Raw genomic sequence first — 17,312 nt, forward strand, 5'->3', positions numbered from 1 at the left:
GATCGTGCGCGGCCACTGGATCGATCTCCCGCTCGGTGTCACAGCAGGAGATCACTCGCGCGGTTGCGCGACAGCGTAGGGAAGGAGATCTCAGCCGTGCCAACGAATCGAGCGGTGTCGGTGAATCCGCAACCCGAATTCACTCGACCTGATGGTCACCGGGCGCGATCACGCCGGACAACCACCAACCAGGTGTATTGCCCGGTACCAGCAGGAATGCCGGACCACCGGGGGGTGGTCCGGCACCGCGGAAATCCACATCGGACGGCGTGCGTCGCCGCGCGTCACCCGGAAGGCCGGGTGCGAGGGCGGTCCGGTCACCGCGCTCGGTGACCGGACCGGGTGAGCCTGACGATCAGCTCCCGTTCAGCCGGGCGTAGACCTCGGCCGCGTTCTCCTGGGTGACCAACTCGGTCTGCAGGGTCTGCGTCTTCGGCACCGGCTGGCAGTCGATCAGCAGCTTCTTGGCCGCCTCGACGGCCTCCTTGCCACCGGTCGGGTACAGGTTCGTGGCCTGCAGGCGCCCCTCCTCGACGGCCTTGATGCCGCCCGAGGGGATCGGCAGCCCGTCGATGCCGACGAACTTCAGGTCGTGGCGCCCGGCCGCCTGGGCCGCCAGGTACGCACCCTCGGCCATCGGGTCGTTCTGCGCGTACACCGCCTGGATGTCGGGGTGCGCCTTGAGCAGCGCGTCCATCTTCTCCTGGCCGACCGAGCGCTCCCACTCACCGTCCGCGGTGGCCACGACCTCGATCCCGGAACCGGCGATGCCCTCCATGAAGCCCTTCTCGCGCTCCGCCGCCGGGGTCGAGCCGGAGAGGCCCTTGATCTGCACGATCTTGCCGCCCTGCGGCAGCAGCGTGTTCTTGAAGTACTCGCCGGCCTGGCGCCCGATCTGCACGTTGTCCGCGCCGATGTAGGTCGTGTAGGCATCACCCTCGACCTTGCGGTCCAGCACGATGACCGGGATGCCCTTGTTGTAGGCCTTGCGCACCACGTCGGTCAGCGGCGCGGCCTCGTTCGGCGAGATCATCAGCAGGTCGACCTGCTTGGTGATGAAGTTCTCCACGTCGCTGATCTGCTTGGAGTTGTCCTTGGCGGCGTCGGAGAACTGCACCTCGAACTGCGGCACCTGCTCAGCGGCCTTGCGGATGTCCTCGTCCATCCGCACCCGGTACGGCTCGGCGAGGTTGGCCTGGCTCATCCCGATGGTGTACTTGCCCTCGGGTCCCTCGCAGTGGGCGGTGGGGTCCTGCTGCTGCACCTGCCCGCTGTTCTCGCTGGTGGTGCCGCACCCGGCGGCGGCGAGCGCGACCGCGGCGCACGTAGCTGCGAGCAACGACCTCATTGTCTTGCGCATCGTGCTTCCTCCCGGAGTTGGTTCACGACGTGGGGCGCAGACGCTGCAGCGCCGCCGCCGCGACGATCACCAGACCTTTGATGAGCAGTTGCAGATCGGTGTTGACGCTGTTGAGGCTCAGGATGTTGTTGAGGATGCCGAGCAGCAGGGCGCCGGCGATGGTGCCGATGACCGAGCCGCGGCCACCGGCGAGGCTGGTGCCGCCGACGACCACCGCGGCGATGCCGTCCAGTTCGTAGGCGATGCCGTCGTTCGGGCTGCCCGCGTTGAGCTGCCCGGCGTGCACGATGCCGGCCAGCGCGGCGCAGAAGCCGGCGATGCCGAACGCGATGACCTTGACCCGGTTCACCGGCACGCCGGAGAGCCGCGCGGCCTTCTCGTTGCCGCCGATGGCGTACAGGTGCCGGGAGTACGCGCTGCTGCGCAGGAACAGGATCGCGGCCACCGCGACCACGGCGAAGACGAGCACCGGGATCGGCACCACACCGCCGAACGTGCGCTCGCCGAGCAGCGAGAACAGCACCGGGGCCTGTCCCGGGCCGTCACCGTAGGAGATCTGCACGGTCTCGCCGCCGGACCACATGCGCGCCAGCCCGCGCGCGATCTGCAGCCCGGCCAGCGTGACGATGAACGCCTGCACCCCCAGCAGCGCGACCGCCGCCCCCTGGAGCAGGCCGAACACGATGCCCGCCACCAGCACGAGCGCGACGGTGGCCCACACGCCGAGGCCGTCCTCCACCATGAGCACGGCCGAGCCCACCGCGGCCAACCCGAGCACCGACCCCACCGACAGGTCGATGCCGCCGATGAGGATCACGAAGGTCAGGCCGACCGCGATGATCCCGATCTCGGACACCGCGCGCACGATGTTGAACAGGTTGTCGCTGGTCAGGAAGAGGATCTCGCCCTCGTCCCCGCGCGGCGAGAAGACCACCGCCGCGACGAACACCACGACCAGCCCGAAGAAGCTCTGGAAGCGGAACAGCGTCTCCGCCCTGCTGGACCGCTTCTCCGGTGCGGCCGCCGCGGGCCGTTCCGCCGTCTGGTTGCTCACCTGGCTCCTCCCCCGGTGCTCTGCGGTTCGCTGCCAACCGCCGGCTCGGCCCCGTCACCGTCACCGGCGCCGGCCCGCTCGCCCATCGCGGCGGCCAGCAGGTCCGCCTCGCCGACCTCCGCGGTGTCGAACTCCGCGACGCTGCGCCCACCGCGCAGCACCACCACCCGGTCGCACACGCCGACCAGCTCCGGCAGCTCCGAGGACGCCAGCAGGACCCCGATGCCGCGCCTGGCGATCTCGTCGAGCAGCTGGTAGATCTCCGCCTTCGCGCCGATGTCCACGCCGCGGGTGGGGTCGTCGAGCAGCAGCAGCCGGGGCTCGGTCAGCAGCATCCGGCTGAAGACGACCTTCTGCTGGTTGCCGCCCGACAGGGTGCCGACCGGGTCGAGGACGCGGCCGAGCTTGACCTTGAGCTGCTGCACGCTGCGCTCGGTGGCGGCCACCTCCTTGCGGCGGCGGACCAGTCCGACCGGCCCCAGCCGGTCCAGCACCGACAGCACCGTGTTGGCCAGCACCGAGTGCTCCAGGACCAGTCCGGACGCCCTGCGGTCCTCCGGCACGAAGGCGATGCCCTCGCGCAGCGCACGGCGCGGACCCCGCGGCCGCACCGGGCGCCCGTCGAGGGTCACCTCCCCCTCCCACGTGCCGGAGGACCCCGCCCCGAACAGCGATTCGAGCAGTTCGGTGCGACCCGAGCCGAGCAGTCCGCAGAGCCCGACGATCTCCCCGCGCCGCACGGTCAGGTCGATCCCCGCGGGCTCCCGGCGGCCCACCCGCGGCCGCCGCGGGCGCACCGCGAAGCCCGACACCTCCAGCAGGACCTCGCCGACCTCCCGGCGCCCGGAGCGGAACATCGTCTGCACCGACCGGCCCACCATCGCCTCGGCGGCCTGCTCGGCGGTCATCTCCCGGGCGTCGAACTCGGCGACCTTGCGTCCGTTGCGCAGCACGGTGGCCCGGTCGGCCACCCGGCCGATCTCGTCCATGCGGTGCGAGATGTAGACGATCCCGGTGCCCGCGCGGCGCAGTTCGGCGATCACCGCGAACAGCCGCTCCACCTCGGTGCTGGACAGCGCCGAGGTCGGCTCGTCCATGATCAGCACCTTCGCGTCCAGCAGCAGCGCGCGGGCGATGGTCACCAGCTGCTGCTCGCCGACGCGCAGCTCACCGACCGGGCGCTGCGGGTCCAGCTCGATGCCGGTGCGGCGCAGCAGCTCTCGGGTGCGCTCGGCCATCTTCCGCCGGTCGACCACGCCGAACCTGGTGCGCGGCTCGCGCCCGAGGTGCAGGTTCTCCGCGACGCTGAGCCCCGGGACCAGGTCGAGCTCCTGGTGGATCATCGCCACCCCGGCCTGCTGGGCGTCCGCGGGCTTGCTGAACTGCACCGGCCGGCCCTCGATCGCGATCGTGCCGGAGTGGTCGGTGACGTCGCCGGACAGCACCTTCATCAAGGTGCTCTTGCCCGCGCCGTTCTCCCCCAGCAGCGCGTGCACCTCCCCGGCCCGGACCGACAGGTCCACGCCGTCGCACGCCAGCACGCCCCCGTAGCGCTTGGTGATGCCGGTCATCTCGACCAGCGGTGGCGCCGTGCTCATAGGCCCCCCGTCGCGCCGTTTCGCGGAACGTGAGAAAACGATTGCTCGGACGCTAGAACGCTCACGACAGCTGTGTCAAGGTTCACACCCCCGGCCAAGCGAGGGGTCGCCGCTCGGCGGCGTGAACATCACAATCCGGACACCACCGACCGCAACCACCCGGAACGCGGCGCGGAACGGAGCGCGAGTTGCCCAAGAGGGCTCTCGGGCCGAGGTACTGGACCGTTACCGTTGTGACCCGTGACCGCGATCCGCGACAGCCAGAGCGCCTCAACCCCCGGCAACGGCGCGCCGCCCTGGTCGGCGCGCTCGGCCTTCCGCTCGGCAGGAGTGCCGCTTTGGGTTGCCGTGCTGCTGGCCGCAGTGCCCACTGCGATCGGCACCGTGCTGGACATCCTGATCTGGAACCAGCCCGACGTCCTGTTCAAGTCGTGCTTCTTCGTCGGCTGCGTGCTGGCAGTGCTGATGGCGAAGCGGCGGAACGTGTTCGGCCCTATGGTCCAACCCCCGCTGGTCCTGGTCGTCGTCATGCCGCTGCTCGTGCTGATCACCGGGTCCGGTGCGGCCGCTGGGGCGGGCGCGACCGGCAAGGCGCTGTCGGTCGCCCGGCCGCTGATCAGCAGCTTCCCGATCATGGCCGGCGCGACGGTCGTCGCCCTGGGAATCGGGCTCGTCCGGATGTTCGTTACCGAGAAGGCCGACCACCGGCCCGAGGTCGCCGACAGCGACGCGGCCACCAAGAAGCGCCGCCGCCCCACCCCGTCCCGCGGTTCCGGGGACCGCAAGCGGCCTGACGAGCGTGGGGAGCGCCGCGAGGGGCGTCCGGCCCGGGGCGAGCGGCCCACGCGCGAGCGCGGCGACCGGGGGCGCCCCGAGCGCGGGCGCGCGCAGGCGCCGGGGCGGGCGCGCCGGGAGGAGGCGCCGCGACGCGCCGACGCGCCCCGGCGGGGCGAGGCGGGACGGCCGCGGGGCGCGGAGGGCCGGCCGGAGCGTGCCGTGCCGCCGCGGCGGGGCACCGGCCCGCGGCAGGTGCCGGGACGACCGCGGCAGGCCGAGCCGCCGCAGGGCGAACCGCCCCGGCGGCCGCGACGGCCGCGCCGCGACTTCGGCTGAGCAACAGCACGACCGGCACCCAGCGCGGGTGCCGGTCGCTCTCGCGTCGTGCGGGCTCACGCCCCCGGTCGGGTCAGCGCACGCCCTGGGGCTTGTCCGGGTTGCTGTCCAGGTCCTTGCGCAGCTCGCGCGGCAGCGCGAAGGTGACCTTCTCGTTGGCCGTGGTGACCTCGTCCACCTGGTCCCAGCCGCGCTCGGCCAGGTGGTCCAGCACCTGCATGACCAGCACGTCCGGCACCGAGGCGCCGCTGGTGACGCCGACGGTGGAGACACCGTCCAGCCACGCGTCGTCGATCTGCGAGGCGTAGTCCACCAGGTGCGCGTCGGAGGCCCCGGCCTGCAGGGCCACCTCCACCAGGCGCTTCGAGTTCGAGGAGTTCTGCGAGCCGACCACGATCACCAGGTCGCACTCCGGCGCCATCGCCTTCACCGCCTGCTGGCGGTTGGAGGTGGCGTAGCAGATGTCGTCGCTCGGCGGCGCCTGCAGCTCCGGGAACCGCTCCTTGAGCTGCTCCACCCGCTCCATCGTCTCGTCCACGCTGAGCGTGGTCTGCGACAGCCACACCACCTTGCTGGGGTCGCGCACCTGGACCTTGTCGACGTCCTCGGGCTTGTCGACCAGCTGGACGCGCTCGGGCGCCTCACCGGAGGTGCCCTCGACCTCCTCGTGGCCCTCGTGGCCGATCAGCAGGATGTCGTAGTCCTCGCGGGCGAACCGGTGGACCTCCTTGTGCACCTTGGTCACCAGCGGGCAGGTCGCGTCGATGGTGCGCAGGTTGCGCTTGGCCGCCTCCTCGTGCACCGCCGGGGACACGCCGTGCGCGGAGAACACCACGATCGCGCCCTCGGGCACCTCGTCGGTCTCGTCCACGAAGATCACGCCGCGCTCGGACAGCGTGTCCACGACGTGGCGGTTGTGCACGATCTCCTTGCGCACGTAGATCGGTGCGCCGTAGGTCTCGAGGGCTTTCTCGACGGTGACCACCGCGCGGTCGACACCTGCGCAGTACCCACGCGGCTTGGCGAGCAGGACTCGCTTGGTCCGCCCGGCGTCCTGGTCAACGAGGTCCGTGGCCTCGGGCGAGGTCGTCATGCCACCCAGGGTACGGACCGCCTCCGCGGCGTTCAGCCTCGCGCCCGCCGCAGCCGACGCAGATCACGGTGGGCCGCTCGGCGCGGGGCTGATCACAGTAGTGCGGTGAGGTGATGGCTTCGCGGGGTGAAGTGCGGCAGGCTGGGCTCATGTCATCGTTCCCGCTGCCGGTCCGAGTCGCCGCCGGGTTGGCGGCCACCGCTGTCGAACAGGCCCGCCGACTGCCGACGACGCTGCTCGGCCTGCCGGTCACCGTGGCCAGCCAGGCCCTGCAGGCGTCGATGCGGGTCCAGCAGCAGATCACCGAGCTGGCGATCAAGGGCGACGAGGCGCTCGCCGTGCTGCGCACCCCGGAGGAGCAGCCCGCCTGGGCGACCTTCGACGAGGACTTGCCGGACTCCGACGACGACCCCGTGGAGCCGGTGGCCGAGCCGGCGGCGCCGAGCTCGGTGGTCGCCGAGTACCAGACGCTCACCCTGCCCCAGCTGCGCGGCCGGCTCCGCTCGTTCACCGAGGAGGACCTGGTCGAGCTGCTCGCCCACGAGCAGGAGCACGAGCGGCGCCCGGAGTTCCTGCGCATGCTGCAGAACCGCCTCGACCGCCTCCGCGGCCAGTGACCACCAGCACCGGGGCGCACGCCCGCCCGACGACGTCCGAGGAGTGCCGCTGACTTCCCCGACGAGCCCCGAGGAGCCGTGGCCGGTACGCACCGTCGCGCGCAAGATCGCCGAGTGGATCAACCGGCTCGGCTCGGTCTGGGTGGAGGGCCAGATCACCCAGATCTCGCTGCGCCCGGGCGCCGCGACCGCGTTCCTGCAGCTGCGCGACCCGTCCGCCGACGTGTCGCTGACGCTGACCGCCTCGGCCGCCGCGGTCCGCGCGATGGACCCGCCGCTGACCGACGGCAGCCGGGTCGTGGTGCACGGCCGACCGACGTTCTACGTGGGCCGCGGCACGCTGAGCCTGCGGGTGGACGAGATCCGCGCGGTCGGCATCGGTGAGCTGCTGGCGCGCATCGAACGGCTCCGCAAGCTGCTCGCCGCCGAGGGCCTGTTCGACCCGGCCCGCAAGCGGCCGCTGCCGTTCCTGCCGAACCGGGTCGGGCTGATCACCGGCCGCGCGTCCGCCGCCGAGCACGACGTGCTGACCAACGCGCGGCAGCGCTGGCCGGCCGTGCAGTTCGAGGTCCGCAACGTCGCCGTGCAGGGCTCGACCGCGGTGCCGCAGGTCCTGGAGGCGCTGGCGGAGCTGGACCGGATGCCCGAGGTCGACGTGATCGTACTGGCCCGCGGCGGCGGCAGCGTCGAGGACCTGCTGCCGTTCTCCGACGAAGCGCTGTGCCGGGCGGTGGCGGCCTGCCGCACGCCGGTGGTCAGCGCCATCGGGCACGAACCGGACTCGCCGCTGGTCGACCACGTCGCGGACGTGCGCTGCTCCACGCCGACCGGCGCGGGCAAGCGGGTGGTGCCGGACGTGGCCGAGGAGACCCAGCGCATCCACCAGCTGCGCGACCGCGCCCGCCGCGCCCTGCACGGGTGGGTGGACCGGGAGCGGCGGCTGCTCGACGCGCTGCGCAGCCGCCCGGTGCTGGCCGACCCGCTCGGACCGCTGGAGCAGCGGGCCGAGCAGGTGGCGGTGCTGCGCGACCGCGCCCGCCGGGCGATGACGACGGTGCTGACCACCGAGCAGCACGCGCTGACCGCGACCCGATCTCGCTTGACGACCCTCGGGCCGGCGGCCACGCTGGCTCGTGGATACGCGATCGTGCAGCGCATCGAGGACGGCGCGGACGGAGTGGTCCGGTCCGTCGACGACGCCCCGCCCGGGACTCGACTTCGGGTGCGGGTCGCCGACGGTGCGATCCACGCGGTCGTGCCGGACCGAGCGAGCTGAACAGGACGGAGACCGTGCACCCCCAGCAGGACCCCTCGTTCCTCCCCCTGACCGTCGGCGTCGCCAGGTCAGCGGCGACGAGTTCGCGGCAGGCCGGCGAGGTGCAGCGCCGCGCCGAGGCGGCCGACGCCACCGCGGCCGGGTGCTGGGCCGCGCTGCTCGGCGGCTGCCAGTCCGCCGAGCGCCGGGAGCTGCCGTCCCAGCTGCACGCGCTGGTGGAGGCCACCTCGGGGTACGTGGGGGCCGGGTGGTGGGCGGCGTCGTCGCACCGACGTAGGGTCGCGGAGGCGCAGTTGCGCATCAACGACGCGGTGCGCGAGGGCGACGGCGCCGAGTTCGCCGAGGCCTTCGTCGGCTACGACCAGGCGATCGCCACCGCGGTGGTGTCCGTGCAGAACGACGTGGAGAGTCCAACCCCGTGACCGGCAACGAACAGCAGGACGAGCACTTCGACCCGGTGGCCGAGCACCCGGAGGTCGCCGAGCTCGGCTACGAGGAGGCCCGCGACCAGCTGGCCGAGGTGGTCAAGCAGCTGGAGGCCGGTGGGTTGTCGCTGGAGGACTCCCTGGCGCTGTGGGAGCGGGGCGAGGCGCTGGCGGCGGTGTGCGAGCGCCACCTGGCCGGGGCCCGCGAGCGCGTCGAACGCGCCCTCGCCTCCGTCGAGGAGGAGTGACGGGGATCGCGGCCTCACCGCGACGTCACCGCGTCCTCGGCGTGCGTGTCCTCACCGCGCCTCGGCGCGGCGTCACGGGCGCGTCGGGGCCTGGAGGACGGCTTCGGCGAGGGTGCGGAGCTCGGGTTCGTCGGCGTTGCCCGCGATGAGCACGCGGACGCCGTCGCGCTCGGTCGCCCAGGCCTGCTCGCCCGCCACGCCCTCGTAGCGCACCCACTGCCGCCCGCCGGCCTCGACCGTGCCCAGCGCCCGCGGCGCCTGGCGGGTGTCCGCGGTGACCAGCTCCTCCTCGGCCGCCGTGGACTGCGAGAAGCGCAGGTAGCGGCCGTCGCCGGTGAGGTAGCCGATGCGCACGACCTCCGCGTGCGAGCGCAGCGTCAGCACGGCGACCGAGTTGGCCCGCCAGCCCGGCGGCAGCTGCGGGTCGGCGATCGGGAAGTCCACCCGGTCGGCGGCACGGTCCAGCTCGGCGGGCACGTCCACCGTCGGCACCTGCGCCGTCGGACCACCGGGGTTGAACGAGCACTGCCCCAGCAGACCCGCCATCCCGAAGGCGATCAGGACCAGCGGGAGGATCGCGAACACCATCGCCGACAGGGTCCGGGGCGGACGGGACGGCGCGGGTTGCTGGTTGCTGGGTTCGGCCACGAGCCCCATGCTCTCACCAGCGGCGGCCGTGCTCGGCACGCAGGCGCGACCGGAGTGGGCTGGCCCACGCGAGACCTCCGGCCAGGCCCCCGATCTGCGAAGATCGGAGCCAACGAGCCTGAGCGCGGGTCGCACCCGCCGGACTCGGGCAGTGGACCCACCTGTCGCTCACCACCGGGAGGCGCGATGAGCACCAGCAACGGACGACACCGCGAAGCACCGGACCGCAACCTCGCCATGGAACTGGTCCGGGTGACCGAGGCGGCCGCGATGGCGGCCGGGCGCTGGGTCGGCCGCGGCGACAAGAACGCCGGCGACGGCGCGGCGGTGGACGCGATGCGCAAGCTCATCGGCACCGTGTCGATGCGGGGCGTCGTGGTCATCGGCGAGGGCGAGAAGGACGAAGCCCCGATGCTCTACAACGGCGAGGAGGTCGGCAACGGCGAGGGCCCCGAGTGCGACGTGGCCGTCGACCCGATCGACGGGACCACGCTGCTGAGCAAGGGCATGCCGAACGCGCTGGCGGTGCTCGCGGTCTCCGAGCGGGGCACCATGTTCGACCCGTCCGCGGTGTTCTACATGGAGAAGATGGCCGTCGGCCCGGAGGCCGCCGGCGTGATCGACATCAGTGCCCCGATCGCGGAGAACGTGCGCCGGGTGGCCAAGGCCAAGCAGATCGACGTCTCGGACGTGACGGTGTGCATCCTGGACCGGCCGCGCCACGAGCAGATCGTCAAGGAGGTCCGCGAGGCGGGCGCCCGCATCCAGTTCATCTCCGACGGCGACGTGGCCGGCGCGATCGCGGCGGCGCGCCCGGGCAGCGGGGTGGACATGCTGCTGGGCATCGGCGGCACCCCGGAGGGCATCATCGCCGCGTGCGCGCTGAAGTGCCTCGACGGGGAGATCCAGGCCCGGTTGTGGCCGCGCGACGACGCCGAGCGCGCGAAGCTGCGCGAGCAGGGCCACGACGTGAACCAGGTGCTGACCACGTCGGACCTGGTGCGCGGCGACAACATGTTCTTCTGCGCCACCGGCATCACCGACGGCGCGCTGCTCAAGGGCGTGCACTACCGCGCGAACCGGTGCACCACGCAGTCCATCGTGATGCGCTCGAAGTCCGGCACGGTGCGGATCATCGAGGGCCAGCACCGGTTGACGAAGCTCCGCGAGTACGCGGACGTCGACTACGGCGAGGACTCCGCGCGCCACGGCCTGCTGCCCTGAGCGAGGCCGATCCCCGACGCAGTGTTCGTCCATCCGGGAAACTGGGAAATACTCACTGCGACGGGGGCGGTTCTGCTTTTCCAGCGGTGACCTGCTGTTTCGCAGCGGGTCACCGCTTTTCCCGTTCTTGATCTCCTCCCTTCGTTGGTACGTCGAGAGAGCGACTCCTCTTACCGTCAGTGCCCATCCGGCCAGCGGAGCCGGGAACCTGGGAGGATCCACTTCACATGCGCAAGCGTTCGGTTCTCGTCTCAGCCATCGCTGCCGCCGGCGCGCTCGGCGCACTGGGCGTGCCCGCAGTCGCCCAGCCCGACGACGTCACCCCGTTCATCGTCGGCGGTCACGACGCCACCGAGGAGTACTCGTTCATGGTGTCCCTGCAGCAGCAGGGCCAGCACACCTGCGGTGGCTCGTTGATCAAGCCCGACTGGGTGGTGACCGCGGCGCACTGCGTGCAGGGCGGCGGCGACTTCACCGTGCGGGTCGGCAGCAACGACCACACCAGCGGCGGCGAGGAGGCCAGCGTCACCGACGTGCAGACGCACCCCTCCGGTGACATCGCGGTGCTGCAGCTGGACCACGCGCTGCAGGCGACCCCGATCGAGATCGCGTCCGAGTCGGGCGACCCGGGCACCGCGACGCGGATCATCGGCTGGGGCCAGACCTGCGCCGAGCCGGGGTGCGGCCCGGCGCCGCAGGTGCTGCAGGAGCTGGACACCCAGATCGTCGACGACTCCAGCTGCACGAGCATCGACGGCGCGACCGAGATCTGCACCGACAACCCGGGCGGCGACTCCGGCGCCTGCTACGGCGACTCGGGCGGCCCGCAGATCAAGGGCACCTCGGGGAGCTGGGAGCTGATCGGCGCGACCAGCCGTGCCGGCAACGACGACTCGACCTGCGCCACCGGCCCGTCCATCTACACCGACGTGGTCGCCTACGCGGACTGGGTCAACCAGACCACCGGCGGCTGAGCCCGACCACCCCACGAGCACGCGCCACCGGGACCCCGACCCCGGTGGCGCGTCGCCGTTCAGGACAGGTTGGAGGAGTGGCCCGGGAAGAGGTGGGCCGCCGGGTCGAGCTCGACCGCGATGTTGTTCACCGCCGTCGCCGCCTCGCCGAAGCCCGTCGCGATCAGCTTCACCTTCCCCGGGTAGGCCGCGACGTCCCCCGCCGCGTAGACCCGCGGCCGGCTGGTCCGCATCGTCGTGTCCACCACGATCGACCGCTTCTCCAGCTCCAGGCCCCAGCCCTCGATGGGGCCGAGGTCGGCGGTGAAGCCCAGGGCGGCGACCACGGTCTGCGCGGGCAGCACGCGGCGCTGCCCCGCGACGTCGACCTCCACCTCGTGCACCCCGGCGTCGTCGCCGCGGACCTCCACCACCTCGGCCGGCGTGATGAGCGGGACGCCCAGGTCCTCGACCTTGCTGACCAGGCCCGGGTGCGCGCGGAACCGGGTCCGGCGGTGCACCAGCGAGACGCTGCGCGCCAGCGGGTGCAGCGCCAGCGCCCAGTCGAACGCGGAGTCCCCGCCGCCGACCACCACCACGTCGCGTCCACTGTGCTCGGACAGCTCCGGGATGAAGTGCACGACGCCGCGGCCGAGCCAGTCGCCGCCGGCGGGCAGCGGTCGCGGGCTGAACTCGCCGATCCCGGCGGTGATGAGCACCGCCCGAGCGCGCAGCGCGTCACCGTCGCCGAACCCGACCAGCAGGCCGCCGTCCACATCGGACAGCTCGACGGCGTGCCTGCCGAGCAGGTAGCGCGGGGAGTACTGGTCGGCCTGTTCCACCAGCGCCGCCACCAGGTCCCGGCCGCGCACCTCGGGGAAGCCCGCCACGTCGAAGATCATCTTCTCCGGGTACATCGCGGTGACCTGCCCGCCGGGCTCGGGCAGCGCGTCCACCAGGGCCACCGACAGCCCGCGGAACCCCGCGTAGTAGGCGGCGAACAACCCCGTCGGGCCGGCACCGACGATCAGGAGGTCGACCTCGTGCGACACCGCGGTCACGCCCACCACCTCGCCATCGATCGCGCGTGGACGGCCCCAGGCTAGCCCGATCCGCCCGCCGTGTCCGCCATCGGCGCGCTGCTGCGCCACTCCGCCGACGCTGCTGCGGCACTCGGCGGTACCGGCACTGGCGCCGCGACCCTACGTTCCCGGAGAAGGGGATCTCGCCGGGGAGGAGTTCTGAGGTGAGGAAGAGGTCCACGCTGCTCGCGGGCATCGCCGCGGTCGCGCTGGGGACGGGAGTGGCACCGGCCGCGGCGGCGAGCGACGACCCGGGCGTGCTCATCGTCGGCGGCCACGACGCCACCGAGCAGTACGACTGGATGGCCTCGTTGCAGCGCGACGGCAACCACAGCTGCGGGGCGTCACTCATCGACGAGCGGTGGGTGCTCACCGCGGCCCACTGCGTGCAGGACGCCGCACCCGCCGACCTCGGCCTGCGCATCGGCAGCCCGGACCACACCACCGGCGGCACCGAGGTGGGCGTGTCGGACATCGTGGTGCACCCGGACTACGCGACCAACAGCCCCAACGGCGACATCGCGCTGCTGGAGCTGGACCGGGCGGTGTCGGAGCAGCCGGTCGAGATCGCCGACGCCTCCGGGCCGGAGGGCACCCCGTCGCGCATCATCGGCTGGGGCGTGACCTGCCCGGTCCGCGGCTGCGGCGAACCGCCCGCGCAGCTGCAGGAGCTGGACACCGAGGTGGTGGCCGACAGCCAGTGCTCGCTGAGCCTCATCGACGGCGCGACCGAGATCTGCACCGGCAGCTCCGAGCCGAACGCCAACGCCTGCTTCGGCGACTCCGGCGGCCCGCAGCTGGAGGGGCAGCCGGGTGACTGGAAGCTGACCGGTGTCACCAGCCGCCTGGGCAGCCTGGTGCCGGTCTGCGGCACCGCTCCGTCCGTCTACACGGACGCGACGGCCTACAAGGACTGGATCGCCGAGACCACCGGCTGATCGTCGACGACGCGGAGGGCACGTCCCCGGGGCGGGAGGTGCCCTCCTCGCTTTCCCCCGACCGTGCGAGATGCGGCACCTCCATCGATCCAGTCGGCCCGTTCCCGCTGGTCCTGCGCTCGGCCGGGACGGTGAGTGGGGCGACACACGCTGTCGGGGTGGTCGTTCCAGCGGGACACTCCAGTCATGGCTGAACAGGACTACCGGATCGAACGCGACACCATGGGCGAGGTGCGGGTGCCCGCCGACGCCCTCTACCGGGCGCAGACCCAGCGGGCCGTGGAGAACTTCCCGATCTCCGGGCGAGGCCTGGAGCGCGCCCAGATCCGCGCGCTCGGTCTGCTCAAGGGCGCCGCCGCCCGGGTCAACGGTCGGCTCGGGGTGCTCGACGCCGAGGTCGCCGAGGCCATCGCCGCCGCGGCCGACGAGGTCGCCGAGGGCGCGCACGACGACCACTTCCCCATCGACGTGTTCCAGACCGGCTCCGGCACGTCGTCGAACATGAACGCCAACGAGGTCATCGCCACGCTGGCCTCCCGGCGGCTGGGCCGCGACGTGCACCCGAACGACCACGTCAACGCCTCCCAGTCGTCCAACGACACCTTCCCGACGACCATCCGCGTCGCGACCACCGAAGCGGTGCTCACCGACGTCATCCCGGCGCTGGAGCACCTGGCCGAGGTCATCGAGGGCCGCGCCGCCGAGTGGACCGAGGTCGTCAAGTCCGGCCGCACCCACCTGATGGACGCGGTGCCGATCACCCTGGCCCAGGAGGCCGGGGCGTGGGCGTCGCAGGTGCGCTACGGCGTGGAGCGCCTGCGCAGCGGCCTGCCGCGGCTGGGCGAGCTGCCGATCGGTGGCACCGCCGTCGGGTCCGGCCTGAACGCCCCGGACGGCTTCGGCGAGGCGGTGGCCGCGGAGCTGGCGGAGGTCACCGGCCTGCCGCTGACCGAGGCGCGCGACCACTTCGAGGCCCAGGCCGCGCAGGACGGGGTGGTGGAGACCTCCGGGCACCTGCGCACCGTCGCGGTGAGCCTGAACAAGATCGCCAACGACCTGCGCTGGCTGGGCTCGGGTCCGCGCGCCGGGCTGGGCGAGCTGGCGCTGCCGGACCTGCAGCCCGGGTCGTCGATCATGCCCGGCAAGGTCAACCCGGTCATCCCGGAGGCGACCCTGCAGGTGGTCGCGCAGGTGATCGGCAACGACGCGGCGGTGGCGTTCGCCGGGTCGCAGGGCAACTTCCAGCTCAACGTGATGCTGCCGGTCCTCGCCCGCAACGTGCTGGAGTCGGCGCGGCTGCTGGCCGCGGTGTCGCGGCTGCTGGCCGACAAGGTCTTCGCGGGTGTCCAGGTCAACGTCGAGCAGGCCCGGGCCTACGCCGAGGGCTCGCCGTCGATCGTCACGCCGCTCAACCGCTACATCGGCTACGAGGAGGCGGCGGCGGTCGCCAAGCAGGCCCTCGCGGAGCGCAAGAGCATCCGCGACGTGGTGCTGGAGCGCGGCCACGTCGACGCAGGCAAGCTCACCCTGGAGCAGCTGGACGAGGCGCTGGACGTGCTGCGCATGGCCACCGGCAAGTGACGCGCGGGTCCTCCCCGCGGCCGAGCCGCGGGGAGGAGCCGACGCCGCGCGCGACCACGGTGGTCCCGGGCGGCACGCCGGGCGCGGCGCCGCCTCCGGACCGCCTCCCTGCGCGACGTCGGTGGTCGCCCGCACCATGGGCGCATGGTGCTGCTCGCTGAGGTGGTCGCGACGTCGCGCGAGGTCGCGGCGACGCGCTCGCGCAAGGCCAAGACCACCGCGATCGCCGACCTGCTGGGGCGGCTGGACCCCGAGGAGGTGCGCCCGACGACCGCGCTGCTGGCCGGAGAACTGCCCGGCGGCCGCGCCGGGGTGGGCTGGTCCACCCTGTCCTCGCTGTCCGCGGACCCCGCTCCGGAGCCGACGCTGACCATCGCCGAGGTGGGCACCGCGATCGACGCGGTCCGCGCGATCAGCGGTTCGGGCTCGACGCAGCGGCGGGCGGCGGAGCTGACCGCGCTGCTCGGCCGGGCGACCGCCGACGAGCAGCAGTTCCTGGTGCGGCTGTTCGGCGGCGAACTCCGCCAAGGCGCCCTGGAGGGCGTGGTGGTCGAGGCCATCGCCACCGCCGCCGGGGTCCCCGCCGACGCCGTCCGGCGGGCGTTCATGCTCTCCGGTCGCCTGCCCGCCACGGCCGAAGCCGCGCTGCGCGGCGGCGAACCCGCGCTGGCCGAGTTCGGCCTGGAGGTCGGCCGGCCGGTCCGCCCGATGCTCGCCTCCCCCGCCGACGACCTGGGGTCGGCGCTGGCCGGCGCGGTCACCGTGGAGTACAAGTTGGACGGAGCGCGGATCCAGGTGCACCGCGACGAGGACGAGGTGCACGTCTACACCCGCACGCTGCGCGAGATCACCCGCAGCGTGCCGGAGCTCGTCGAGCTGGTGCGCGGCCTGGACTGCCGGTCGGTGGTGCTCGACGGCGAGACCCTCGCGCTCGACGACGGCGGCCGCCCGCGGCCGTTCCAGGAGACGATGAGCCGGTTCGGGTCGCAGGACCCGCGCGACCTCCTGCTGCACCCGTACTTCTTCGACTGCCTGCACCTGGACGGCACCGACCTGGTGGACCGGCCGCTGCGCGACCGGCTCGACGCGCTCGCGAAGGTCGCCCCGCAGCACCGGGTCCCCGCGGTGCTCACCCCGTCCGCCGAGCAGGCCGCCGCGCTGTTCGACGAGGCGCTGGCCGCCGGGCACGAGGGCGTCGTGGTCAAGGACCTCGACTCCGGCTACGCCGCCGGCCGGCGGGGCCGGGCGTGGCGCAAGGTCAAGCCCGCGCACACCCTCGACCTCGTGGTGCTCGCCGCGGAGTGGGGCCACGGCCGGCGCAGCGGCTACCTGTCCAACCTGCACCTCGGCGCGCGCGACCCGGACGGCGGTCCGCCGATCATGGTCGGCAAGACCTTCAAGGGCCTCACCGACGAGCTGCTGGCCTGGCAGACCGAGGAGTTCCAGCGCCGGGAGACCCACCGCGACGACTGGACCGTGCACCTCGCCCCCGACCTGGTGGTGGAGATCGAGCTCGACGGCGTGCAGACCAGCCCCCGCTACCCCGGCGGCGTCGCGCTGCGCTTCGCCCGCGTGCTGCGCTACCGACCGGACAAGGACGCGGCGTCGGCGGACACCATCGAGGCGGTGCGCGCCCTGCTCCCCGGCGGGTGAGATCCTGGGGGCATGAGCGGCAACGACTTCGACGCGATCGGCTCGATCCCCGTCGGCCCCATCGACCCGCGCGAGCTCCAGCAGGACGAGCGCGCCGTCGAGCTCGACCACTACGTCGCGGTCCTCCTGCTGGAGGCCACGTCGGACGCCGCCGACCACGAACCGCTGTACGAGGAGTCGTTCATCCTGCTCAAGGCCGAGTCCGAGGAGGAGGCGGCGGAGAAGGCCGCGGAGTTCGGCAAGCAGCAGGAGACCAGCTACGAGGACGAGCACCACCGGACGGTCACCTGGAAGCTCACGGAGGTCGTCGAGGTCAAGCCGCTGGAGGACGCGACCTTCGACGACGGCTCGGAGCTCTACAGCCGCTTCTTCCGCAACCACCAGGCCTACCGCTCCCTCGGGACCCTCACCGGGGACGAGGCGTAGCCCGGCGGCGTCCGCTCGAGAGA

At 72.8% G+C, this 17,312-nt stretch carries 17 protein-coding genes; 11 read left to right on the forward strand and 6 right to left on the reverse strand.

Annotated features, from left to right (window positions below; all coding sequences use genetic code 11):
* Positions 1 to 355: 355 nt before the first annotated feature.
* From HNR68_RS25980 to HNR68_RS25990, 3 genes are read right to left on the reverse strand one after another with little or no spacing between them, the layout of a single operon-like run.
* Entirely contained in the window at positions 356 to 1,360 is a 1,005-nt protein-coding gene (locus HNR68_RS25980) for a substrate-binding domain-containing protein (protein ID WP_179724334.1), read from the reverse strand.
* A 22-nt stretch (positions 1,361 to 1,382) separates the two neighbouring features.
* Complete coding sequence (locus HNR68_RS25985; RefSeq protein ID WP_179724335.1) at positions 1,383 to 2,414, reverse strand: ABC transporter permease subunit; 1,032 nt, start codon at positions 2,412 to 2,414, stop codon at positions 1,383 to 1,385.
* Positions 2,411 to 4,012 (reverse strand): sugar ABC transporter ATP-binding protein, encoded by a 1,602-nt coding sequence (locus HNR68_RS25990; RefSeq protein WP_179724336.1) that lies wholly within the window; start codon positions 4,010 to 4,012, stop codon positions 2,411 to 2,413. Before HNR68_RS25990 ends, HNR68_RS25985 begins: the two co-directional genes overlap by 4 nt.
* Before the next feature lie 330 nt (positions 4,013 to 4,342).
* Here HNR68_RS25990 and HNR68_RS25995 point away from each other — a divergent pair, with 330 nt between their 5' ends.
* Positions 4,343 to 5,125, forward strand: coding sequence for a DUF6542 domain-containing protein (locus tag HNR68_RS25995; RefSeq protein ID WP_179724337.1), 783 nt, complete (start codon positions 4,343 to 4,345; stop codon positions 5,123 to 5,125).
* A 73-nt stretch (positions 5,126 to 5,198) separates the two neighbouring features.
* Here the strand turns inward: HNR68_RS25995 and HNR68_RS26000 are convergent, their stop codons facing one another.
* Entirely contained in the window at positions 5,199 to 6,218 is a 1,020-nt protein-coding gene (locus HNR68_RS26000; RefSeq protein ID WP_179724338.1) for a 4-hydroxy-3-methylbut-2-enyl diphosphate reductase, read from the reverse strand.
* Between the two features lie 149 nt (positions 6,219 to 6,367).
* Between HNR68_RS26000 and HNR68_RS26005 the strand changes: the two genes are divergently transcribed.
* Genes HNR68_RS26005 through HNR68_RS26020 form a run of 4 tightly spaced genes read left to right on the forward strand, consistent with a single transcriptional unit; the run spans position 6,368 to position 8,784 of the window.
* On the forward strand, positions 6,368 to 6,835 hold the full coding sequence (locus tag HNR68_RS26005; protein ID WP_179724339.1) for a lipid droplet-associated protein: 468 nt from the start codon (positions 6,368 to 6,370) through the stop codon (positions 6,833 to 6,835).
* Between the two features lie 49 nt (positions 6,836 to 6,884).
* The gene (gene xseA, locus HNR68_RS26010; RefSeq protein WP_179725505.1) at positions 6,885 to 8,111 is read left to right on the forward strand and encodes an exodeoxyribonuclease VII large subunit; all 1,227 of its coding nucleotides are present in this window, start codon (positions 6,885 to 6,887) and stop codon (positions 8,109 to 8,111) included.
* A 14-nt stretch (positions 8,112 to 8,125) separates the two neighbouring features.
* On the forward strand, positions 8,126 to 8,533 hold the full coding sequence (locus HNR68_RS26015) for a hypothetical protein (RefSeq protein WP_179724340.1): 408 nt from the start codon (positions 8,126 to 8,128) through the stop codon (positions 8,531 to 8,533).
* Positions 8,530 to 8,784, forward strand: coding sequence for an exodeoxyribonuclease VII small subunit (locus HNR68_RS26020; protein ID WP_179724341.1), 255 nt, complete (start codon positions 8,530 to 8,532; stop codon positions 8,782 to 8,784). Before HNR68_RS26015 ends, HNR68_RS26020 begins: the two co-directional genes overlap by 4 nt.
* 72 nt (positions 8,785 to 8,856) lie before the next feature.
* Here HNR68_RS26020 and HNR68_RS26025 read toward each other — a convergent pair whose 3' ends face one another.
* On the reverse strand, positions 8,857 to 9,441 hold the full coding sequence (locus tag HNR68_RS26025) for a DUF4245 domain-containing protein (RefSeq protein WP_179724342.1): 585 nt from the start codon (positions 9,439 to 9,441) through the stop codon (positions 8,857 to 8,859).
* 177 nt (positions 9,442 to 9,618) lie between these two features.
* On the opposite strand from HNR68_RS26025, the gene glpX reads away from it, so the two are divergent.
* Both glpX and HNR68_RS26035 read left to right on the forward strand, forming a co-directional pair.
* Positions 9,619 to 10,656 (forward strand): class II fructose-bisphosphatase, encoded by a 1,038-nt coding sequence (glpX, locus tag HNR68_RS26030; RefSeq protein ID WP_179724343.1) that lies wholly within the window; start codon positions 9,619 to 9,621, stop codon positions 10,654 to 10,656.
* A gap of 227 nt (positions 10,657 to 10,883) precedes the next feature.
* Positions 10,884 to 11,630, forward strand: a complete 747-nt coding sequence (locus tag HNR68_RS26035) for a S1 family peptidase (protein WP_179724344.1) — start codon at positions 10,884 to 10,886, stop codon at positions 11,628 to 11,630.
* 59 nt (positions 11,631 to 11,689) lie between these two features.
* Here the strand turns inward: HNR68_RS26035 and HNR68_RS26040 are convergent, their stop codons facing one another.
* A complete protein-coding gene (locus HNR68_RS26040; RefSeq protein WP_179724345.1) occupies positions 11,690 to 12,670 on the reverse strand; it encodes an FAD-dependent oxidoreductase in 981 nt (326 codons plus the stop codon).
* A 185-nt stretch (positions 12,671 to 12,855) separates the two neighbouring features.
* On the opposite strand from HNR68_RS26040, the gene HNR68_RS26045 reads away from it, so the two are divergent.
* The 4 genes from HNR68_RS26045 to HNR68_RS26060 all read left to right on the forward strand — a co-directional run bounded on the left by HNR68_RS26045 (position 12,856) and on the right by HNR68_RS26060 (position 17,289).
* Positions 12,856 to 13,629, forward strand: coding sequence for a trypsin-like serine protease (locus HNR68_RS26045; RefSeq protein WP_179724346.1), 774 nt, complete (start codon positions 12,856 to 12,858; stop codon positions 13,627 to 13,629).
* Between the two features lie 186 nt (positions 13,630 to 13,815).
* Entirely contained in the window at positions 13,816 to 15,210 is a 1,395-nt protein-coding gene (locus HNR68_RS26050; protein WP_179724347.1) for a class II fumarate hydratase, read from the forward strand.
* 144 nt (positions 15,211 to 15,354) lie between these two features.
* Positions 15,355 to 16,863 (forward strand): ATP-dependent DNA ligase, encoded by a 1,509-nt coding sequence (locus tag HNR68_RS26055; RefSeq protein WP_179724348.1) that lies wholly within the window; start codon positions 15,355 to 15,357, stop codon positions 16,861 to 16,863.
* Between the two features lie 12 nt (positions 16,864 to 16,875).
* Entirely contained in the window at positions 16,876 to 17,289 is a 414-nt protein-coding gene (locus HNR68_RS26060; protein ID WP_179724349.1) for a DUF4288 domain-containing protein, read from the forward strand.
* Positions 17,290 to 17,312 lie beyond the last annotated feature (23 nt).

This window comes from Saccharopolyspora hordei, assembly GCF_013410345.1.
GTDB classification, from domain to species: domain Bacteria; phylum Actinomycetota; class Actinomycetes; order Mycobacteriales; family Pseudonocardiaceae; genus Saccharopolyspora; species Saccharopolyspora hordei.